Source organism: Anoxybacillus dikiliensis (assembly GCF_050613275.1).
In the GTDB taxonomy this organism is placed as follows: Bacteria; Bacillota; Bacilli; order Bacillales; family Anoxybacillaceae; genus Anoxybacillus.
Genome location: NZ_CP187112.1, coordinates 1,259,963 through 1,276,874 on the forward strand (window position 1 = coordinate 1,259,963; position 16,912 = coordinate 1,276,874).

The window sequence follows — 16,912 nt, forward strand, 5'->3', positions numbered from 1 at the left end:
GAAAAAATATGTGGGAAATGATTTTAGTAGGCATTGTAGCGCTTGCTGCCGGCGTTGCGCTCGGATTTTTTATTGCGCGTAAAACAATGATGAACTACTTGAAGAAAAATCCACCGATTAATGAACAGATGATTCGAATGATGATGATGCAAATGGGCATGACTCCATCCCAGAAGAAAATCAATCAAATGATGAAAGCAATGAACAATCAATTAAAATAAAAGGCAAGGCACTCAGCAACGAGTGTCTTTTTTCGCACGGAAAGAAGCTGTTGCTCATATTTGTATTTTTTTGATAAAATATAGGAAAACGAAGAAGAAATGGAGTGTCAATCATATGGACATTCAACTGTTTGTCGCGTTTGGGGCGGGTGTACTTTCGTTTATTTCCCCATGCTGTTTGCCGCTTTATCCAGCTTTTTTATCATATATCACAGGAATGTCGGTTAGCGATTTAAAATCTGATTATGCGTTGTTGCAAAGAAGAAGTTTGTTACATACGTTATTTTTTTTGCTCGGATTTTCATTTATTTTTATTGCTATCGGTTTTGGTACGTCAATGCTCGGACAATTTTTCCATACATACCAAGATCTCATTCGTCAAATTGGTGCAATATTGATGGTGTTTTTCGGGTTTGTGATTATCGGAATTTTTAAACCGAAGTTTTTAATGACCGATCGTCGTTTATCTTTTCAACATCGCCCGTCTGGTTACATTGGTTCTTTTCTTATCGGAATGGCGTTTGCTGCTGGTTGGACGCCATGTACGGGTCCAATTTTAGTATCCGTTATCGCCTTAGCAGCGACGAATCCGAGTTTAGGTGTTGTTTATATGGCAGCCTATTCACTCGGCTTTGCTTTGCCATTTCTGCTCTTGTCTTTTTTTATCGGAAAAATGGGGTGGATTCGAAAACATCATGTCAAGTTAATGAACATCGGCGGATATGTCATGGTAGGGATGGGTGTCGTATTGTTTTTTGATTGGATGACGAAAATTACAATTTATATGACAAACATATTTGGTGGTTTTACAGGTTTTTAGTTTTTAAAGGTGTGGAGGGAAAGGAAATGGCGAGAGTTTTGATTGTGGATGATGCGAAGTTTATGCGCATGACGTTAGCCAATATTTTAAAAAAAGCAAATCATGAAGTTGTTGGGGAAGCGGAAAACGGAAAAGAAGCTGTTGATTTTTACATGGAATTGAAGCCGGACGTTGTGACGCTTGATATTACGATGCCGGTGATGAGCGGACTCGAAGCAGTAAGGGAAATTAAGCAACGCGATCCGCATGCGAAAATTATTATGTGCTCAGCTATGGGACAACAAAAGATGGTCGTTGAAGCAATCGAAGCAGGGGCGCTTGATTTTATCGTAAAACCGTTTGATGAAAGCCGTGTGATTGAAGCGATTCAACGCGTGCTACAGTAAAGAAGAGAGGAAGATTCATTTTGGCTATTTTTAGTTCGGTATTTGCTGTGTTGATGGCTGGATTTGCGTTTTTTATACGAATGAAAGCGGCAGAAAAACCGACAAACGCAAAAAAAATTATATTACCGCCTATTTTTATGAGCACAGGTGCATTGATGTTTGTGCATCCGATGTTTCGGGTAACGGCGCTTGAATGTATAGAGGCCATTTTCATCGGAGCGCTTTTTTCTATTTTGTTAATTAAAACATCTTCGTTTGAAGTTCGAGGCAATGAAATTTATTTACAACGCTCAAAAGCGTTCGTTTTTATTTTTGTTGGTTTAATTGTATTACGTTTAACTCTAAAAACATATTTAAGCCGTACCATTGAGTACGGAGAGCTTGCCGGAATGTTTTGGATCCTCGCTTTTTCAATGATTGTTCCTTGGCGAGTGGCGATGTATGCATCATATCGTCGTCTTCAACGCGAAATAACGGAAAAAAGCTAATCAATGGAGGGTGATTAGCTTTTTTTCATTAGCAGATGTTCATATTTTGCAAAATCAATTTGTTTTTCTCGGAGCGCTTTAATTAAAAATTTATGGTCTCGTTTTGGGGTGGCGAGAATATATCCACGAACAACTAAATCTTCTGTAATCTGATTCGCTTTTTCTTGTAACGCCAATTCTCCGATTTTACCAGCGATTTTTTGGCGAGCTACATCCCGAAACAGTTCAGGAACAGGACGAACTAAATCTTCGAGCAACGCTTTTTCTTTTTCAGACCACAGATGGCGTGTTTGTTCAATGTAATATTGTTGCCAATCTAATTCGGATTTCCCATCTTCTTTCGGCAGCCGTTTTAAAAATTTCCGAAACATGAAAAAGCCACCGATCGACATCGTAACAAGGAGAAAAACGACCCAGAACAAAATAAACCATAAAAACCAACCTGTTAGCATACATTCCACCTCAACGTTTATTATGTAAAAAAATAAGAGCGGAATCAAGAAAAAGAGCTGACGTTTCGTCAGCTCTTTCACATATCGTGGCTCGAGTTATGTTTTTGACGGGTATGATTTTGATTTTTTACTTTTTTTGATCCGCTAAGCGGTTCTGGTTGTCCTGGGTTATCTCCTTTTGGAGCATTTTTTCGCATATCTTTGCTTGTATTTTTGTTCATACTATACACTCCTTTCCTTCATATGATGGCATGGTAGATGAGATTTATGCATATTTCGCTCATGAATAGGCACGATAAATATTAAAAAGAGAGGAAGTGAATGAGATGCCTTATCATAAAAATAAGCAACAAGCGTTTGAAGCTGCCCAACAGGGAACAATGGAGGCGAAAGAATGGTACGATCATCTTGTAAAAAGTGATGCAGATTATGGAAGCCAATTGCATCATTTAAAACAAGAAGTAAACGAAGCGTTTGAGCAAATTAATAATGCGCTCGAAGTAGCTTCTGAAAAACAGCGAAAACAGCTTGAACAATTCCGCGATGATTTGCAGGCGATTGTAGAGGAAGTAAATATGTATGAATAATCCCGCTTCAAGCGGGATTATTGATTTTTCTTACGTTTTTTATTATTTTGTTTTTGTGCTTCAGTAAGCGGTTCATTGGAGATTTCTTCATTGTAACCTGCGCCTTTTCCTTGAGCGCTTGCATCATTCATGCCAGGAATGACATGATTTGCTTTTCTTTTTACCATCTTTTTTCACCTCCTACAACTATTGTTGGAAAGAGAGCAAAAAAATATGCATTTATCTGAAACTTATAAACAATTATTATTTACTTATGTAGAGCATTGTATTAAGATAAAAGCGTAGGAATTTTGTGGGTTTGGGAGAAGATGACTTGTTAGAAGGGGGTAATACATAATGGTGAAAAATGATGTATTTCAAGCGCGTTCTACATTTGAAGTAAACGGAAAAACATATCATTACTATCGCTTGCAAGCGCTGGAAGAAGCAGGAGTTGGAAACGTATCACGTCTTCCGTATTCGATTAAAGTACTTCTTGAATCGGTACTTCGTCAAGTTGATGGGCGTGTCATTACGAAAGAGCACGTTGAAAATTTAGCGAAATGGGGAACGAGCGAACTAAAAGATGTAGATGTTCCATTTAAACCATCTCGCGTTATTTTGCAAGACTTTACAGGTGTTCCTGCTGTCGTTGATTTAGCTTCGATGCGTAAAGCGATGGCGGACATTGGTGGAGATCCGTATGAAATCAACCCCGAAATTCCTGTTGATCTCGTTATTGACCACTCTGTTCAAGTTGATAAAGCTGGAACAGAAGATGCGCTCGAATATAACATGAATTTAGAGTTTGAGCGCAATGCAGAACGTTACAAGTTTTTGAAATGGGCACAAAAAGCGTTCAGTAATTATCGTGCTGTTCCACCAGCAACAGGTATTGTGCATCAAGTAAACTTAGAGTATTTAGCAAATGTTGTTCATGTCGTTGAAGGAGAAAACGGTGAATATGAAGCGTTCCCGGACACGCTTGTAGGTACAGACTCTCACACGACAATGATTAACGGCATTGGCGTACTCGGTTGGGGTGTTGGTGGTATTGAAGCGGAAGCAGGTATGCTTGGACAACCTTCATACTTCCCGGTACCAGAAGTCATCGGTGTACGTTTAACAGGGAAGTTACCGAACGGTACAACAGCAACAGATCTTGCGTTAAAAGTGACACAAGTACTTCGGAAAAAAGGGGTCGTCGGCAAGTTTGTTGAGTTTTTCGGTCCAGGTGTGGCAACATTGCCGTTAGCTGACCGTGCCACAGTAGCAAACATGGCGCCTGAGTACGGTGCAACGTGCGGCTTCTTCCCAGTCGATGCAGAAGCGCTTGATTACTTGCGTTTAACAGGCCGTGATGAGCAGCATGTTCAAGTTGTTGAAGCATATTGCAAAGCTAACGGTTTGTTCTATACACCAGATGCGCAGGAGCCTGTATTTACAGATGTTGTTGAAATTAACTTATCAGAAATTGAACCAAATCTTTCTGGACCAAAGCGTCCACAAGATTTAATTCCGCTTTCAAAAATGAAAGAATCGTTCCGCCAAGCTGTCGTTTCTCCACAAGGAAACCAAGGTTTTGGTTTGACAGAAGCGGATTTTGATAAAGAGATGACAGTTACGTTAAACGGCGAAGAAGTAAAAATGAAAACAGGTGCGATTGCGATTGCTGCAATTACAAGCTGTACAAACACGTCTAACCCATACGTGTTAATCGGTGCAGGCTTAGTAGCGAAAAAAGCGGTGGAAAAAGGATTGAAAGTACCAAAATACGTAAAAACATCGCTTGCACCTGGTTCAAAAGTCGTCACAGGATATTTAAAAGATTCAGGTCTTCTCCCTTACCTAGAGCAAATTGGCTTTAATATCGTTGGTTACGGTTGTACGACATGTATCGGTAACTCTGGCCCGCTTGCTCCAGAGCTTGAAAAAGCAATTGCGGAAAATGATTTGCTTGTGACGAGTGTATTATCGGGGAACCGAAACTTTGAAGGACGCATTCATCCGCTCGTCAAAGGTAACTATTTAGCATCACCACCGCTCGTTGTGGCATATGCACTTGCTGGAACGGTTGATATCGATTTATTAAATGAGCCAATCGGTAAAGACCAAAACGGAAATGATGTGTACTTTAATGATATTTGGCCGTCTACAGAAGAAGTGAAGGAAGTCGTGAAAAAAGCGGTGACACCAGAATTGTTCCGCAAAGAATACGAGCGGGTATTCGACGATAACGCTCGTTGGAATGCGATTGAAACGACGGACGAGCCACTTTATCAATGGGATGAACATTCAACGTATATCCAAAACCCACCATTCTTTGAAGGATTATCGCCAGAAGTGGAGGAAGTAAAACCACTTACTGGATTACGAGTAGTTGGTAAATTTGGCGACTCTGTTACAACAGACCATATTTCACCAGCTGGATCGATCGGTGTAAATACACCAGCAGGACAATACTTAATTTCTAAAGGTGTCGATCCGAAAGATTTTAACTCGTACGGTTCTCGTCGTGGTAATCACGAGGTTATGATGCGAGGTACGTTTGCTAACATTCGTATTCGTAACCAGATTGCACCGGGTACAGAAGGCGGCTATACGACATATTGGCCAACAGGCGAAGTCATGTCGATTTACGATGCTTGCATGAAGTATAAGCAAGATGGTACAGGTCTTGTTGTCATTGCAGGAAAAGATTACGGTATGGGAAGTTCACGCGACTGGGCAGCAAAAGGAACATATTTACTTGGCATTAAAACAGTCATCGCTGAAAGCTTTGAGCGTATTCATCGTTCCAACCTTGTGCTTATGGGCGTGTTGCCACTTCAATTTAAAGAAGGGGAAAATGCGGAAACGCTTGGATTAACGGGTAAAGAAGTGTTTGAAGTGCACATCGATGAACATGTAAAACCGCGCGATTATGTAAAAGTAACAGCGACAGACGAGCAAGGAAACAAAAAGGAATTTGAAGTGCTTGTACGTTTTGATAGCGAAGTAGAAATTGACTACTATCGCCATGGCGGTATTTTACCGATGGTATTACGTGAAAAATTAAAACGATAAGAAGAGAGCAGACCGCTCTCTTCTTTATTTTTTGTTCGTTTTTTTCGCCGCATTTTCTAATGCACTTTTTGGCTCGGGTGTAAATGTAGCATCATATCCTTGTGGATTGACGCTTGGAGCGTTCTGGCCGCGATTTCTTCCATTATTTTTGCTCATTACGTCCACCTCCTGTGCATATTGTATCCCCCTTTTCGAAAAATATATACAAGGAGGCAAGGATATGAATCGAGCCATTCAAACAGCATTATGTACAATTGCGTTAGCCCAATTTTTAAAAATTCCATTGGCGAAAAGAAAAACGAAAAAATGGGATTGGTCACTCTTTTTTGAAACAGGTGGTATGCCAAGTTCCCATTCCGCAGGGGTTGCTTCACTTGCCACATATGTTGCTTTAAAAAGGGGAGTGCATAGCATAGATTTTGCCCTTGCAGCCATCTTTGGCCTAATTGTTATGTACGACGCGCAAGGGGTGCGTCATCAAGCAGGAGAGCTAGCCATACGCGTAAATGAGTTAACAGAGGAAATAAAGCGACTAAACGGTGACCAAAACGATGGAACAATTGATCGGAGGAAAGAATTGTTGCGCGAGCGACTCGGTCATCAACCGATTGAAGTGGTTGGTGGGGCACTTCTCGGCATCGTTACAGGTGGATTATCATATGTAATTGGCAGACGAAGGCGCTCGCTATAAGAGGCGAGCGCTCTTTTTCCTTTGCCATATATGTTGAGGAAGTTCAGACAAAATCATTCCCAATAAAATGAGTGAAGCCCCAAATAAAGCGGCCTGTTGGAGACGCTCATCATTCCATATATACGCAGTCAAAGCAGCAAAAACAGGTTCTAAAGCGAAAATTAAAGCAACACGTGTTGGAGATGCATATTGTTGAAAATGCGTTTGAATAAAGAAAGCAATCGTTGTTGCGAACAGTGCGGTGATGAGTAAAGCCATCCATACATCAAATTTTAAAAAAGTGGAGAGCGGAATAACGGACCAATCTTCGAACAAATATGAACATATAAAACAAACAATAGATACGGTCTGGACTTGAACGATTGTAAGTAGGACGACTGAAAATTTTTTCGCATAAATGCTTGTTGAAACGATATGTAAAGCAAAAGCAATCGCACATAAAAAGACGAAGAGATCACCTTTGTTCATTGACATATCTCCGCTTACAGTCAAGAAATATAGCCCACATGCAGCTAATACACTTCCAATGACAGCATTAAGTGAAGGTTTTTGTTTCAAAATCATAAATGAAAGAAAAGGAACGAGAACAACATTTAATCCAGTAATGAATCCCGCTTTTGATGAAGTAGTATACAATAAGCCGATCGTTTGAAGAGTATACCCAAGGCATAACCAAATGCCAAGAATAAATCCAGCGCGTATAAGCTGCTTATCTAGCGGTTTTCGTTCAAAGATAAATACCCAAATCCATAGCAATATACTTGCCATCGCAAAACGTACGCCATTAAATAACAATGGGGGCAAAAAAGCAATGGCGTTTTGAACGACGACAAACGTAGCGCCCCAAACGAAAGCAACAAACAATAAACTTATATCTGCTTTATACTTCATATTCCGCTCCTTTACAAAAAAATGTTGTATAAGACCGAAGTCTCATACAACATTTTACCATCATTCCATATATTTTGGGGATATTTTTTTTGCGATATATACGAACGGTGTATCTAACATTGCGACAATCCATTTTAATACATATGTCGTAATAAAAATTTGTAGCCAATCATGAAATGGGAATACACCGAGAAACGCGATTGATGTGAAAACGAGCGTATCGATCAATTGGCTAATCATCGTGCTTCCGTTATTGCGAATCCAAAGTTGAGAATCATGCGGAAATTTCTTTTTAAACCAATGAAATAAGTGAACATCAAGCGACTGGCTAATGAAAAAAGCAAGCAAACTTCCAAGTGCGATGCGTGGTAATAAACCGAAAATCGTTTCTAACGCTGGTTGAGCAAAGTCGCTTGAGTGTGGTTTAAATAATAGGGCAATTTGCATCACGACCGTTAAAGAAATGAGCGTGAAAAAGCCAAGCCAAACGGCTTTCTGCGCCTCTTTTTTTCCATATTTTTCACTTAAAATATCCGTTACTAAAAATGCAGTTCCATACATGACGTTTCCAAGTGTAGCTGTCATGCCAAGCAATTCAACCGTTTTAACGACTTGTAAATTAGCAACAACAGTAGAAAAGCCGATCCAGACGAATAAACCTGAGCGACCAAAGAAACGATAAATGAGCAATACAAGTGAAAATGTAATGATGGCAGAAAAAAGACCGAGTATTTCATTGAACATCGTGATCCCTCCTCATGTATGAAAGTATAAAGACACAAAGGATATTATACAATTGAGATCATTTTTTGTCTAAACTGTTATAATAAAATCAAAAAGAAAAGGTGAGCGATATGAAGGTGTTTATGGAGTGGACATATGTAACACCGAAAAAAAAGGAAATGGTATGGACATCAAAAGAAATGGAAGTGGAGGAGGCTTTATCTTTTGCAGAAGATATAGAGAAAACAGGAAGAGTAAAACAACTTTTATTTTATGATACACGTAATGTGGCATGGACGAAGAAAGAGCTAATCAAGTTAATGAAAGAAATCGAAATGGAGCCACATGATATTGTTGCCTACTTTGATGGTGGTTTTGATCGTCAATCAAAAAAAGCGGGAGTTGGCATTGTTATTTATTATAAACAAAACGGCGATTCATTTCGTATACGTGCAAATGCGCAGTTAGATGAATTGCAGTCAAATAATGAAGCGGAGTATGCAGCATTCTATTTTCTACTCGAACAGCTTGAACATCTTGGTGTTCATCATTTACCCGTTGTTTTTCGCGGAGATGCACATGTCGTATTTCATCAATTATCGGATGAATGGCCTGTATTTTCAGAAGAAGGGAGATGGATTGAGCGAATTGAGCAAAAAATGAAGAAGCTTTGTATTTCACCAATTTATGAACCAATTGGTAGAAAGCAAAATGGTGAAGCGGATCAATTAGCGACACAAGCACTTCATGGAACGATAATTAGAAGTACAATACAACTGGAGCGTGGGTGATGAAGCGGAAAGATGTGTTGCTTCAACTAAACGAACTGTTAGATACGTATTGTGAAGGATGTTTTGTAAAAAGTACTCTTCGGAAAGAAAGAGGAAAATCATATGCACAATCGTTTTGTATTCAAACGTGTACAATAGGGTGGAAAATTCAGCAATGTGGCAAGTTACTTGTTAAACAGAACGTGCAATAAGGAGCTGACCAAAAAGAGCGGTAATGCTCCTATCTGGGTGAAAATAGAAAAATAGACCATCACTAAAACCTAGTAAAATCAAGGGTTTCAGAGGTGGTCTATTTCACATACTTCGGTGAAATTTCATCAGAAGGGGGCTTTTGAGTCAGCCCCTATTGCTACATATGGTTCAACGTTTCTAATAGTTGGTGATGGGCATTTGTTAGCTCTTTCTCGCATTGTAACAATAACGGATCTTCCGTGTTCGTCTTGACACGAGCGATCGCCTCTTTTGCATTTTCGATTGCTTGTTTTGCGTGTGTGAAAGCTTGTTCGTCTAGGCTCATCGTTGCTGCTGCAACCATTTTTTTTGCTGACTCAACTGCTAAATGCGCATGTTCGATTTCTGTAAATACGCTATTGGACTGAAGATGCGGTTTTTTTGGATTTTGTGTCATTGCTATCCCTCCTCGTTTGTAGTATTTGTGTGAAAGGAGGGGAGTATGTAATGAAAAAAGACCAGCGTTTGCTGGTCTTTTCGTCGAGCTATATATGAATCATCTCAGACGATTATAATTTCACTACATTTGCAGCTTGAGGGCCACGGTTTCCTTGAACGATTTCAAAAGAAACTGCTTGACCTTCTTCTAACGTTTTGTAGCCTTCACCTTGGATTGCTGTGAAGTGTACGAATACATCGTCTCCGCCTTCAACTTCGATGAATCCGTAACCTTTTTCGTTGTTAAACCATTTTACTTTACCGTTTTGCATAATACTGAATCCTCCTAATACCTTTTAGCCAAATAGGCTAATGAAAAAATTTTTCATATAACGGAATATATCCACAGCAACCAATCGGTGCAGGACATATATTCAGTTAGATGATAATTAGAATATACACGAATGACAAGGAAGAGTCAAGACAAAAAGGCGATTTTTTCAAAAAATTTTTTTAGAGGAGGATTTTTGTAATCAGTGCATAACATTAACAGTAAGGAGTATAAAAAGGGAGTGAGCGGCATGTATCGTGGGCAAATTTGTGGAAAAGAAGTCATCATTAAGTTAAGCAGTCATGTACGAAAGCAAAAAGTCGATCAAGAAAAGCTATATCAAACGGTGTTAGCATTTAGCGAAGCAGCATTTGAAAAACAGAAAGAACAATTTGGTATTGTCAGCAAACAAGGTTTAATTGTCGCCTCCGTTGAACAGCATGATTTGCCTGTGATTTCGGTAGATTATATCATTCCTTCTCAACATGTATATGATTAAAGCCCAGATCATCCTGGGCTTTAACTATGATAGGTGTTATTTCGTTATTCATAAATTTTTTTATGGAAAAGAACTGTGAAAATATGTATGATCATAAATATATGAGGATGAAGGTGGGAAGATATGATGATGAAACGATGGACGATTCAAACAACGAAGAGGGATGAGTTTGTAGATGTTACTTCGTTTGTTCAATCATTTGTCACAGAAAGTGGAGTACAAGAAGGGATTGCCGTTGTTTATTGTCCGCATACAACGGCAGGAATTACGATAAATGAAAATGCTGATCCAGATGTGAAACGAGACATGATTCGTCGTTTTGATGAGTTGTACCCATGGTATCATGCGCTTGATCGGCATAGTGAAGGAAATACTGCGGCACATATGAAAGCAAGCACGGTTGGATCCTCAGCGCATATTATTGTCACGAAAGGACAGCTGCTTCTTGGGACATGGCAAGGCATTTATTTTTGCGAGTTTGACGGACCGAGAATGCGCACATTTTATGTGAAGGTGATCGAAGGATGAACGGACAACGTATTTTGCCTGCTGTACGTTCGATGAAAGATTTTGATAAACTGATCAAAATGAATTACGAATATGGGGTATTTTTAGATATTCATATCGGTATACTGAAAAGTGTGTATACATACGCAAATGAGCATGGCAAAAAAATGTTTCTTCACGTCGATTTAATCCAAGGGCTAAAAAGCGACGAATATGCGACGGAATTTTTATGTCAGCTCGTCAAACCATATGGATTGATTTCGACAAAAAGCAGCGTAATTACGAAAGCGAAACAAAAAGGCGTGATCGCGATTCAACGAACATTTATTATCGATTCAAATGCCTTTGAAAGAAGCGTTCAACTCGTAGAAAAAACAAACCCGGACTACATTGAAGTGTTGCCAGGTGTTGTTCCGAAAGTTATCTCTCAACTTCATGAACGAACGGGGAAGGACATTATCGCTGGCGGATTAATAGAAAATGAAACAGAGGTTGAAGCAGCACTTGCCGCAGGGGCTGTTGCAGTAACGACATCCAATGTCGAACTTTGGCGATATTTTGAACCAAAATGATGAAGGAAAACTATTGACACCGCTTTCAACATTCATTAGACTTGTAAGTAAGTTAATTAACTTTGTGACGGAGAAAAGGAGACTCACGCATGTTCCATGTTCGCGGGATATGTGTGGGTCTTTTTGTTTCCGTCAAAAAAATAGCAAAGGGGAGGAGAGGCTATGACACCATTTATAGCCGAAGTTTTAGGAACAGCACTATTAATTATTTTTGGAGGAGGGGTTTGTGCAGCAGTTAGTTTGAAGAAGTCATTTGCTCAGAATGGCGGTTGGATTGTGATAGCAATGGGGTGGGGACTCGGAGTAGCCATTGCGGTATATGTAGTCGGACAATATAGTGGAGCTCATTTAAACCCTGCTGTTACATTAGGGTTAGCATTTAATGGAGATTTCCCATGGAACCAAGTTCCTGAGTATGTTTTAGCTCAAATGATTGGCGCAATGATTGGTGCAATATTTGTATTTTTATACTATTTACCACATTGGAAAGAAACAGAAGATCCAAATGTGAAACTCGGTGTATTTTCTACGGGTCCAGCAATTCCGCATCGTTTTGCGAATTTACTTAGTGAAATATTAGGGACATTTATTTTAATTCTTGGAATTTTAGCAATCGGAGCTAATAAGTTTACGGAAGGTTTGAATCCATTGATTGTTGGATTTTTTATAGTCAGTATAGGTCTTTCTCTGGGAGGAACCACTGGGTATGCAATTAACCCAGCAAGGGATTTAGGACCAAGAATTGCTCACTTTATATTACCTATACCCGGTAAGGGTAAATCTAATTGGGGTTATGCTTGGATCCCAGTTATTGGACCTTTGTTAGGTGGTTCACTAGGTGGACTTTTTTATAAAGCGGTGTTTAAAGGTCAGGTGACACAATCGTTCTGGTATGTTCTTGTCTTAACAGCAGCTATTTTAACGATGGCTTTTTTAGTAGAACAGAGAAAGGATGACAATGCGCAAGTTAGAAGTAAAGTAACTATATAGTCATTAGTAGAAGAAAATTAAGGAGAGGAGAAAGAAGTATGGATAAGTACATTTTAGCTCTTGATCAAGGAACGACGAGTTCACGTGCCATTTTGTTTAATCAAAAAGGGGAAGTTGTGCACATTGCTCAAAAAGAATTTACACAATATTTTCCCCAACCAGGATGGGTTGAACATAATCCAAATGAAATTTGGGGATCAATTTTAGCTGTTATTGCAACAGTATTATCAGAAGCAGCTGTTGAGCCGAAACAAGTTGCTGCCATCGGTATAACAAACCAGCGTGAAACGACAGTCGTGTGGGATAAGCAAACAGGCCAGCCGATTTATAACGCGATTGTATGGCAATCACGCCAAACAGCACAAATTTGTGAACAATTGAAACAGGATGGATATAATGATGTATTTCATAAAAAAACAGGTTTGCTCATTGATGCTTACTTTTCAGGAACGAAAGTGAAATGGATTTTAGACCATGTTGCGGGGGCGCGCGAAAAGGCAGAACGTGGGGATTTGTTGTTTGGAACAATTGACACGTGGCTTACTTGGAAACTGTCTGGCGGAAAAGTACATGTAACTGATTACTCTAATGCGTCAAGAACGTTAATGTTCAACATTTATGACCAAAAATGGGATGATGAGTTACTAGACATTTTACAAGTGCCGAAAGTGATGTTGCCAGATGTTCGACCATCTTCAGAAATTTATGCACATACGGCACCGTACCATTTCTTCGGACAAGAAGTACCGATCGCTGGAATTGCAGGGGATCAACAGGCAGCTTTGTTTGGGCAAGCGTGCTTTGAAGAAGGGATGGCGAAAAACACGTATGGAACAGGTTGTTTTATGTTGATGAATACAGGGGAAAAAGCCGTGCAATCGAATCACGGTTTGTTAACGACGATTGCATGGGGAATTGATGGAAAAGTCGAATATGCGCTAGAAGGAAGCATTTTCGTTGCGGGGTCTGCCATTCAATGGCTACGTGACGGATTACGAATGATTAAGGAAGCAAAAGATAGCGAAGTATATGCAGTAAAAGTACACTCGACGGATGGGGTATATGTTGTGCCAGCGTTTGTAGGCCTTGGGACACCGTATTGGGATAGCGACGTACGAGGTGCTGTATTTGGTTTAACGCGTGGAACAACGAAAGAACATTTCATTCGTGCAACACTTGAGTCGCTTGCATACCAAACGAAAGATGTATTAACAGCCATGGAAGCGGATGCAGGTATTACGTTAAAAACGTTGCGTGTAGACGGCGGAGCAGTGAAAAACAACTTTTTAATGCAATTTCAAAGCGATATTCTTGGCGTACCAGTCGAGAGACCGGTTGTGAATGAAACAACAGCGCTTGGTGCTGCATATTTAGCAGGTCTTGCGGTTGGATATTGGGAAAGCAGAGAAGAAATTGCGAAACAGTGGAATATTGAGCGCGCCTTCGAACCGAAAATGTCTACTGATGTTCGCCAACATTTATATGATGGATGGAAAAAAGCCGTGCGCGCGGCACAAGCGTTTAAATAAAAATAAAACCGGCTGCTTTTTAGGCAGTCGGTTTTATTTTTATTATACATTATTCAATAAAACTATGTTCTAAATAATAAAAAAAGAAAAACAAAATATTTCGTCAATATAACCGTTTTCATAGCGAAAAAAATGTGCTATTATAATCAACAAAAAGAAAAAAATTTTGTTGACTGAAGAAATGTGAGGGCTATATGGTATACGATGGAATTGTTTTGGGGATTCTCATTGGCTTATTTCGCGGAGGTAATTTCAAAGGCATCGCAACTTTGAAGTTAAGAGGAGGTTGGGTTTTTCCAATCTTACTGCTTGTGCAATGGATTTTTTTCTTGTTACAGGATCGTATCACTATTTTAGCGAATATAAGCAATATCACGTTTATTATTGTTTACATCGTTGGATTAACATTCATTTGGCTTAATCGTCATTATCCAGGGATGAAAACGATTTTTGCTGGTGTGCTTTTGAATTTCGTTGTTATTGCTTTAAATGGTGGTAGAATGCCTGTTTCACTTGAAGCGACACAAGCTGTTTTAGGACAGGAGTATATTGAGCTTTTGAAAACGGGGCTCTATGGAAAGCATACAGCTATTACTGCTGACACGATTTTTCCTTTTCTAGGGGACATTATTCCGCTAGCACCACCTTATCCACGAGCAAAAGTGATTAGTATTGGCGATGTGGTGATGAATATCGGTGTCTTTTTATTTATTCAATACTTAATGATGAAAGAAAAGCAAACAGATTCTCTTCAACCTACACATGAAGGGAGGTGAAAAACATGAACGCACGCGTAAAAAACGTACTCATTAACTTACTTGTTATTGGCTCTGTTGTTGTTGCGTTGACTTCGGGGATTAGAATAATTGGGGTATAAGTGAATTAGAAAGGGAGGACTACTCCCTTTATTTTTAATGTTTTGAGTTGATTATGGATTTAGGGTGAGTGATTAACATATGGTAACAACTCGATCAAAGGTATTCATTTATGTTTTAGCTTTATTTTCCTGTTTGCTGGGCAGTGTATTGTTTCGTTCCTATATTCAACTTCCCATTATTGATGAATGGGTATGGATTTATTTTTTAGCTATTGCAGCGTTCCTTTTAACTCATTTTGAGATACAAGTTATTGAAAATAAAAACACTTTTTCTATGGACTCTGCTATCTTTTTAGCTGCAGCACTACATTTCGGCCCTTCTGTAGCACTTTGGAGCTTCTTGCTCTTCTCTTTGATTAGGATTGTATACAATAGGAACATTCCTCTATGGGCTCATCTTTTGAATTTTTCGATGTATTTAGCGATGATGATTTCAGCGTTTTTTTCTTTTTTGTTCTTCGGGGGGGAAATAGGTGACAATGTTTCAGAAGGTTTATATCCCTATATATGCAGTTTAACTGTATATTTTTCCATTAACATATTAATTTTAATTGTGTTTTATTCGATTGGTAGGTCAAAGTTTAGTACCGTATTTAACCTAGGCCTCCTAAAAGAAGTGTTTTTTGCTTATTTCGTCACCCTTCTTCTTTCTTTAGTGCTTATTATTTTGATCGATAGCGAAGGCTTTTTTGGGTTATTTTTATTTACAGTTTTAGTTGTTTTGTTATCTATTACATTTGGCAAAGTGCTTGAGTGGTATCAAGAAATGTCCAATCAAGCAAATAAAGATTACCTCACCGGCTTATATAACCACGGATATTTTAAAGATTACTTAAAGGAACTATTTCAGGAGACAAAAAAAGCAGGTGATCAGCTTTCGCTCGCTTTTTTAGATTTAGATGATTTTAAAAAATATAATGATTATCATGGTCATGTGCAAGGCGATCGGTTGTTAAAATTTGTTGGGGAATATTTAAAAAATGAAACGAAAGAGCGTGGTTTTACAGTTGCGCGATACGGAGGAGAAGAGTTTGCGATCATTTTACCGAAAACATCAAAGCATGAGGCAGCAGCTTTCATGGATGGATTACGAAAAAAGCTAAACGATACACCATTTGGTGGAGTGGAGCGCCTTCCTTATCGTTGTATTTCGTTTTCATGTGGAATTGCTGAATATGAATCAGATATGTATGAAGAAAGTGAACTGTTACATAAAGCAGACCAGGCACTTTATTATTCAAAGGCACAAGGGAAAAATAACGTACAACTGTACGATGCGAAAAGAATATCCCGTGATGCATTGAAATTTAAAGAAGACTTAGATGCGATTGAAGAGCAGTTGAAACTGTTGCTTTATAAAGACGTGTATACATACCGTCATAGTAAACGTGTATTTACATATGCAATGGAATTTAGTGATCGTCTTCCTCTTACAGAAGAAGAGAAACGAACTCTCGTTTTAGGGGCACTTGTTCATGATATTGGGAAAATTGAAGTTTCCCGCGATATTATTAATAAAACAAGCAAACTGGATCCAGATGAATGGGAAATAATGAAAAAACACGTCATATGGGGGAAAGAGATTGTTCTCTCCGATGGTCGTTTTGAAGAAGTGATTCCACTTGTTGAACTTCATCATGAGCGTTACGATGGACGAGGTTATCCTTATGGGCTAAAAGGAGAGGAAATACCAAAATTAGCTCGTATTTTGTGTATTATCGACTCATTCGATGCGATGACGACAGACCGCCCGTATCAACGAACAAAAACATTCTCCGAAGCGATTATTGAATTGCGACGCTGTTCTGGTACGCAATTTGATCCTCAATATGTCGAGCCATTTATCCAAATGATTGAAGAATATTATCCCGAGAAAATCACCAATAAAACTGTCTCTACATGA

At 39.1% G+C, this 16,912-nt stretch carries 24 protein-coding genes; 16 read left to right on the forward strand and 8 right to left on the reverse strand.

From position 1 onward, the window contains the following. Window positions 1-8 precede the first annotated feature (8 nt). From ACPF7I_RS06665 to ACPF7I_RS06680, 4 genes are all read left to right on the forward strand, one after another. Window positions 9-221, forward strand: a complete 213-nt coding sequence (locus ACPF7I_RS06665) for a YneF family protein (RefSeq protein ID WP_003398951.1) — start codon at window positions 9-11, stop codon at window positions 219-221. A gap of 115 nt (window positions 222-336) precedes the next feature. Then, window positions 337-1,041: a cytochrome c biogenesis CcdA family protein gene (locus ACPF7I_RS06670; protein ID WP_430744183.1), complete on the forward strand. Its 705-nt coding sequence runs from the start codon at window positions 337-339 to the stop codon at window positions 1,039-1,041. Window positions 1,042-1,067: 26 nt separating this feature from the next. Beyond that, complete coding sequence (locus ACPF7I_RS06675; RefSeq protein ID WP_009361156.1) at window positions 1,068-1,427, forward strand: response regulator; 360 nt, start codon at window positions 1,068-1,070, stop codon at window positions 1,425-1,427. A 20-nt stretch (window positions 1,428-1,447) separates the two neighbouring features. Continuing rightward, complete coding sequence (locus ACPF7I_RS06680) at window positions 1,448-1,915, forward strand: CcdC family protein (RefSeq protein WP_430744182.1); 468 nt, start codon at window positions 1,448-1,450, stop codon at window positions 1,913-1,915. Between the two features lie 14 nt (window positions 1,916-1,929). On the opposite strand, the gene ACPF7I_RS06685 is transcribed toward ACPF7I_RS06680, so the two are convergent. Both ACPF7I_RS06685 and ACPF7I_RS06690 read right to left on the reverse strand, forming a co-directional pair. Next, window positions 1,930-2,367 (reverse strand): DUF2621 domain-containing protein, encoded by a 438-nt coding sequence (locus tag ACPF7I_RS06685; protein ID WP_430744181.1) that lies wholly within the window; start codon window positions 2,365-2,367, stop codon window positions 1,930-1,932. A 77-nt stretch (window positions 2,368-2,444) separates the two neighbouring features. After that, entirely contained in the window at window positions 2,445-2,588 is a 144-nt protein-coding gene (locus ACPF7I_RS06690; protein ID WP_006318326.1) for a small acid-soluble spore protein P, read from the reverse strand. Window positions 2,589-2,693: 105 nt separating this feature from the next. Between ACPF7I_RS06690 and ACPF7I_RS06695 the strand changes: the two genes are divergently transcribed. Continuing rightward, entirely contained in the window at window positions 2,694-2,954 is a 261-nt protein-coding gene (locus ACPF7I_RS06695; protein ID WP_009361159.1) for a hypothetical protein, read from the forward strand. A 17-nt stretch (window positions 2,955-2,971) separates the two neighbouring features. Here ACPF7I_RS06695 and sspO read toward each other — a convergent pair whose 3' ends face one another. Continuing rightward, entirely contained in the window at window positions 2,972-3,121 is a 150-nt protein-coding gene (gene sspO, locus ACPF7I_RS06700; RefSeq protein ID WP_430744180.1) for a small acid-soluble spore protein O, read from the reverse strand. A 169-nt stretch (window positions 3,122-3,290) separates the two neighbouring features. Here sspO and acnA point away from each other — a divergent pair, with 169 nt between their 5' ends. Next, complete coding sequence (gene acnA, locus ACPF7I_RS06705; RefSeq protein ID WP_430744179.1) at window positions 3,291-5,999, forward strand: aconitate hydratase AcnA; 2,709 nt, start codon at window positions 3,291-3,293, stop codon at window positions 5,997-5,999. Between the two features lie 24 nt (window positions 6,000-6,023). On the opposite strand, the gene ACPF7I_RS06710 is transcribed toward acnA, so the two are convergent. Beyond that, complete coding sequence (locus ACPF7I_RS06710) at window positions 6,024-6,155, reverse strand: Small acid-soluble spore protein (RefSeq protein WP_021094632.1); 132 nt, start codon at window positions 6,153-6,155, stop codon at window positions 6,024-6,026. A gap of 64 nt (window positions 6,156-6,219) precedes the next feature. Here ACPF7I_RS06710 and ACPF7I_RS06715 point away from each other — a divergent pair, with 64 nt between their 5' ends. Next, window positions 6,220-6,690 (forward strand): divergent PAP2 family protein, encoded by a 471-nt coding sequence (locus tag ACPF7I_RS06715; protein WP_430744178.1) that lies wholly within the window; start codon window positions 6,220-6,222, stop codon window positions 6,688-6,690. Here ACPF7I_RS06715 and ACPF7I_RS06720 read toward each other — a convergent pair. Next, entirely contained in the window at window positions 6,685-7,581 is an 897-nt protein-coding gene (locus tag ACPF7I_RS06720) for a DMT family transporter (protein ID WP_430744177.1), read from the reverse strand. The two genes, ACPF7I_RS06715 and ACPF7I_RS06720, sit on opposite strands and share 6 nt — an antisense overlap. A 60-nt stretch (window positions 7,582-7,641) precedes the next feature. Continuing rightward, the gene (locus tag ACPF7I_RS06725) at window positions 7,642-8,325 is read right to left on the reverse strand and encodes a queuosine precursor transporter (protein ID WP_430744176.1); all 684 of its coding nucleotides are present in this window, start codon (window positions 8,323-8,325) and stop codon (window positions 7,642-7,644) included. Between the two features lie 122 nt (window positions 8,326-8,447). Between ACPF7I_RS06725 and ACPF7I_RS06730 the strand changes: the two genes are divergently transcribed. Next, window positions 8,448-9,095, forward strand: coding sequence for a ribonuclease H family protein (locus ACPF7I_RS06730; RefSeq protein ID WP_430744175.1), 648 nt, complete (start codon window positions 8,448-8,450; stop codon window positions 9,093-9,095). Next, complete coding sequence (locus tag ACPF7I_RS06735) at window positions 9,095-9,286, forward strand: zinc-finger domain-containing protein (protein ID WP_430744174.1); 192 nt, start codon at window positions 9,095-9,097, stop codon at window positions 9,284-9,286. Before ACPF7I_RS06730 ends, ACPF7I_RS06735 begins: the two co-directional genes overlap by 1 nt. Window positions 9,287-9,444: 158 nt before the next feature. Here ACPF7I_RS06735 and ACPF7I_RS06740 read toward each other — a convergent pair whose 3' ends face one another. Both ACPF7I_RS06740 and cspD read right to left on the reverse strand, forming a co-directional pair. Beyond that, window positions 9,445-9,723, reverse strand: a complete 279-nt coding sequence (locus ACPF7I_RS06740) for a DUF2564 family protein (protein ID WP_430744173.1) — start codon at window positions 9,721-9,723, stop codon at window positions 9,445-9,447. Window positions 9,724-9,835: 112 nt separating this feature from the next. Next, the gene (gene cspD, locus ACPF7I_RS06745; protein WP_003398931.1) at window positions 9,836-10,036 is read right to left on the reverse strand and encodes a cold-shock protein CspD; all 201 of its coding nucleotides are present in this window, start codon (window positions 10,034-10,036) and stop codon (window positions 9,836-9,838) included. Window positions 10,037-10,285: 249 nt separating this feature from the next. On the opposite strand from cspD, the gene ACPF7I_RS06750 reads away from it, so the two are divergent. From ACPF7I_RS06750 to ACPF7I_RS06780, 7 genes are all read left to right on the forward strand, one after another. After that, entirely contained in the window at window positions 10,286-10,534 is a 249-nt protein-coding gene (locus ACPF7I_RS06750; protein WP_430744172.1) for a hypothetical protein, read from the forward strand. A 126-nt stretch (window positions 10,535-10,660) separates the two neighbouring features. Further along, the gene (locus ACPF7I_RS06755; protein WP_430745951.1) at window positions 10,661-11,062 is read left to right on the forward strand and encodes a secondary thiamine-phosphate synthase enzyme YjbQ; all 402 of its coding nucleotides are present in this window, start codon (window positions 10,661-10,663) and stop codon (window positions 11,060-11,062) included. Then, a complete protein-coding gene (locus tag ACPF7I_RS06760) occupies window positions 11,059-11,613 on the forward strand; it encodes a glycerol-3-phosphate responsive antiterminator (protein ID WP_430744171.1) in 555 nt (184 codons plus the stop codon). The genes ACPF7I_RS06755 and ACPF7I_RS06760 overlap by 4 nt, the downstream gene beginning before the upstream one ends. Before the next feature lie 162 nt (window positions 11,614-11,775). Next, on the forward strand, window positions 11,776-12,603 hold the full coding sequence (locus ACPF7I_RS06765) for an MIP/aquaporin family protein (RefSeq protein ID WP_430744170.1): 828 nt from the start codon (window positions 11,776-11,778) through the stop codon (window positions 12,601-12,603). 38 nt (window positions 12,604-12,641) lie between these two features. Further along, window positions 12,642-14,132 (forward strand): glycerol kinase GlpK, encoded by a 1,491-nt coding sequence (gene glpK, locus ACPF7I_RS06770; RefSeq protein ID WP_430744169.1) that lies wholly within the window; start codon window positions 12,642-12,644, stop codon window positions 14,130-14,132. Between the two features lie 194 nt (window positions 14,133-14,326). After that, the gene (locus tag ACPF7I_RS06775) at window positions 14,327-14,908 is read left to right on the forward strand and encodes a DUF5317 domain-containing protein (RefSeq protein WP_430744168.1); all 582 of its coding nucleotides are present in this window, start codon (window positions 14,327-14,329) and stop codon (window positions 14,906-14,908) included. Window positions 14,909-15,088: 180 nt separating this feature from the next. Beyond that, the gene (locus ACPF7I_RS06780; RefSeq protein ID WP_430744167.1) at window positions 15,089-16,912 is read left to right on the forward strand and encodes a bifunctional diguanylate cyclase/phosphohydrolase; all 1,824 of its coding nucleotides are present in this window, start codon (window positions 15,089-15,091) and stop codon (window positions 16,910-16,912) included.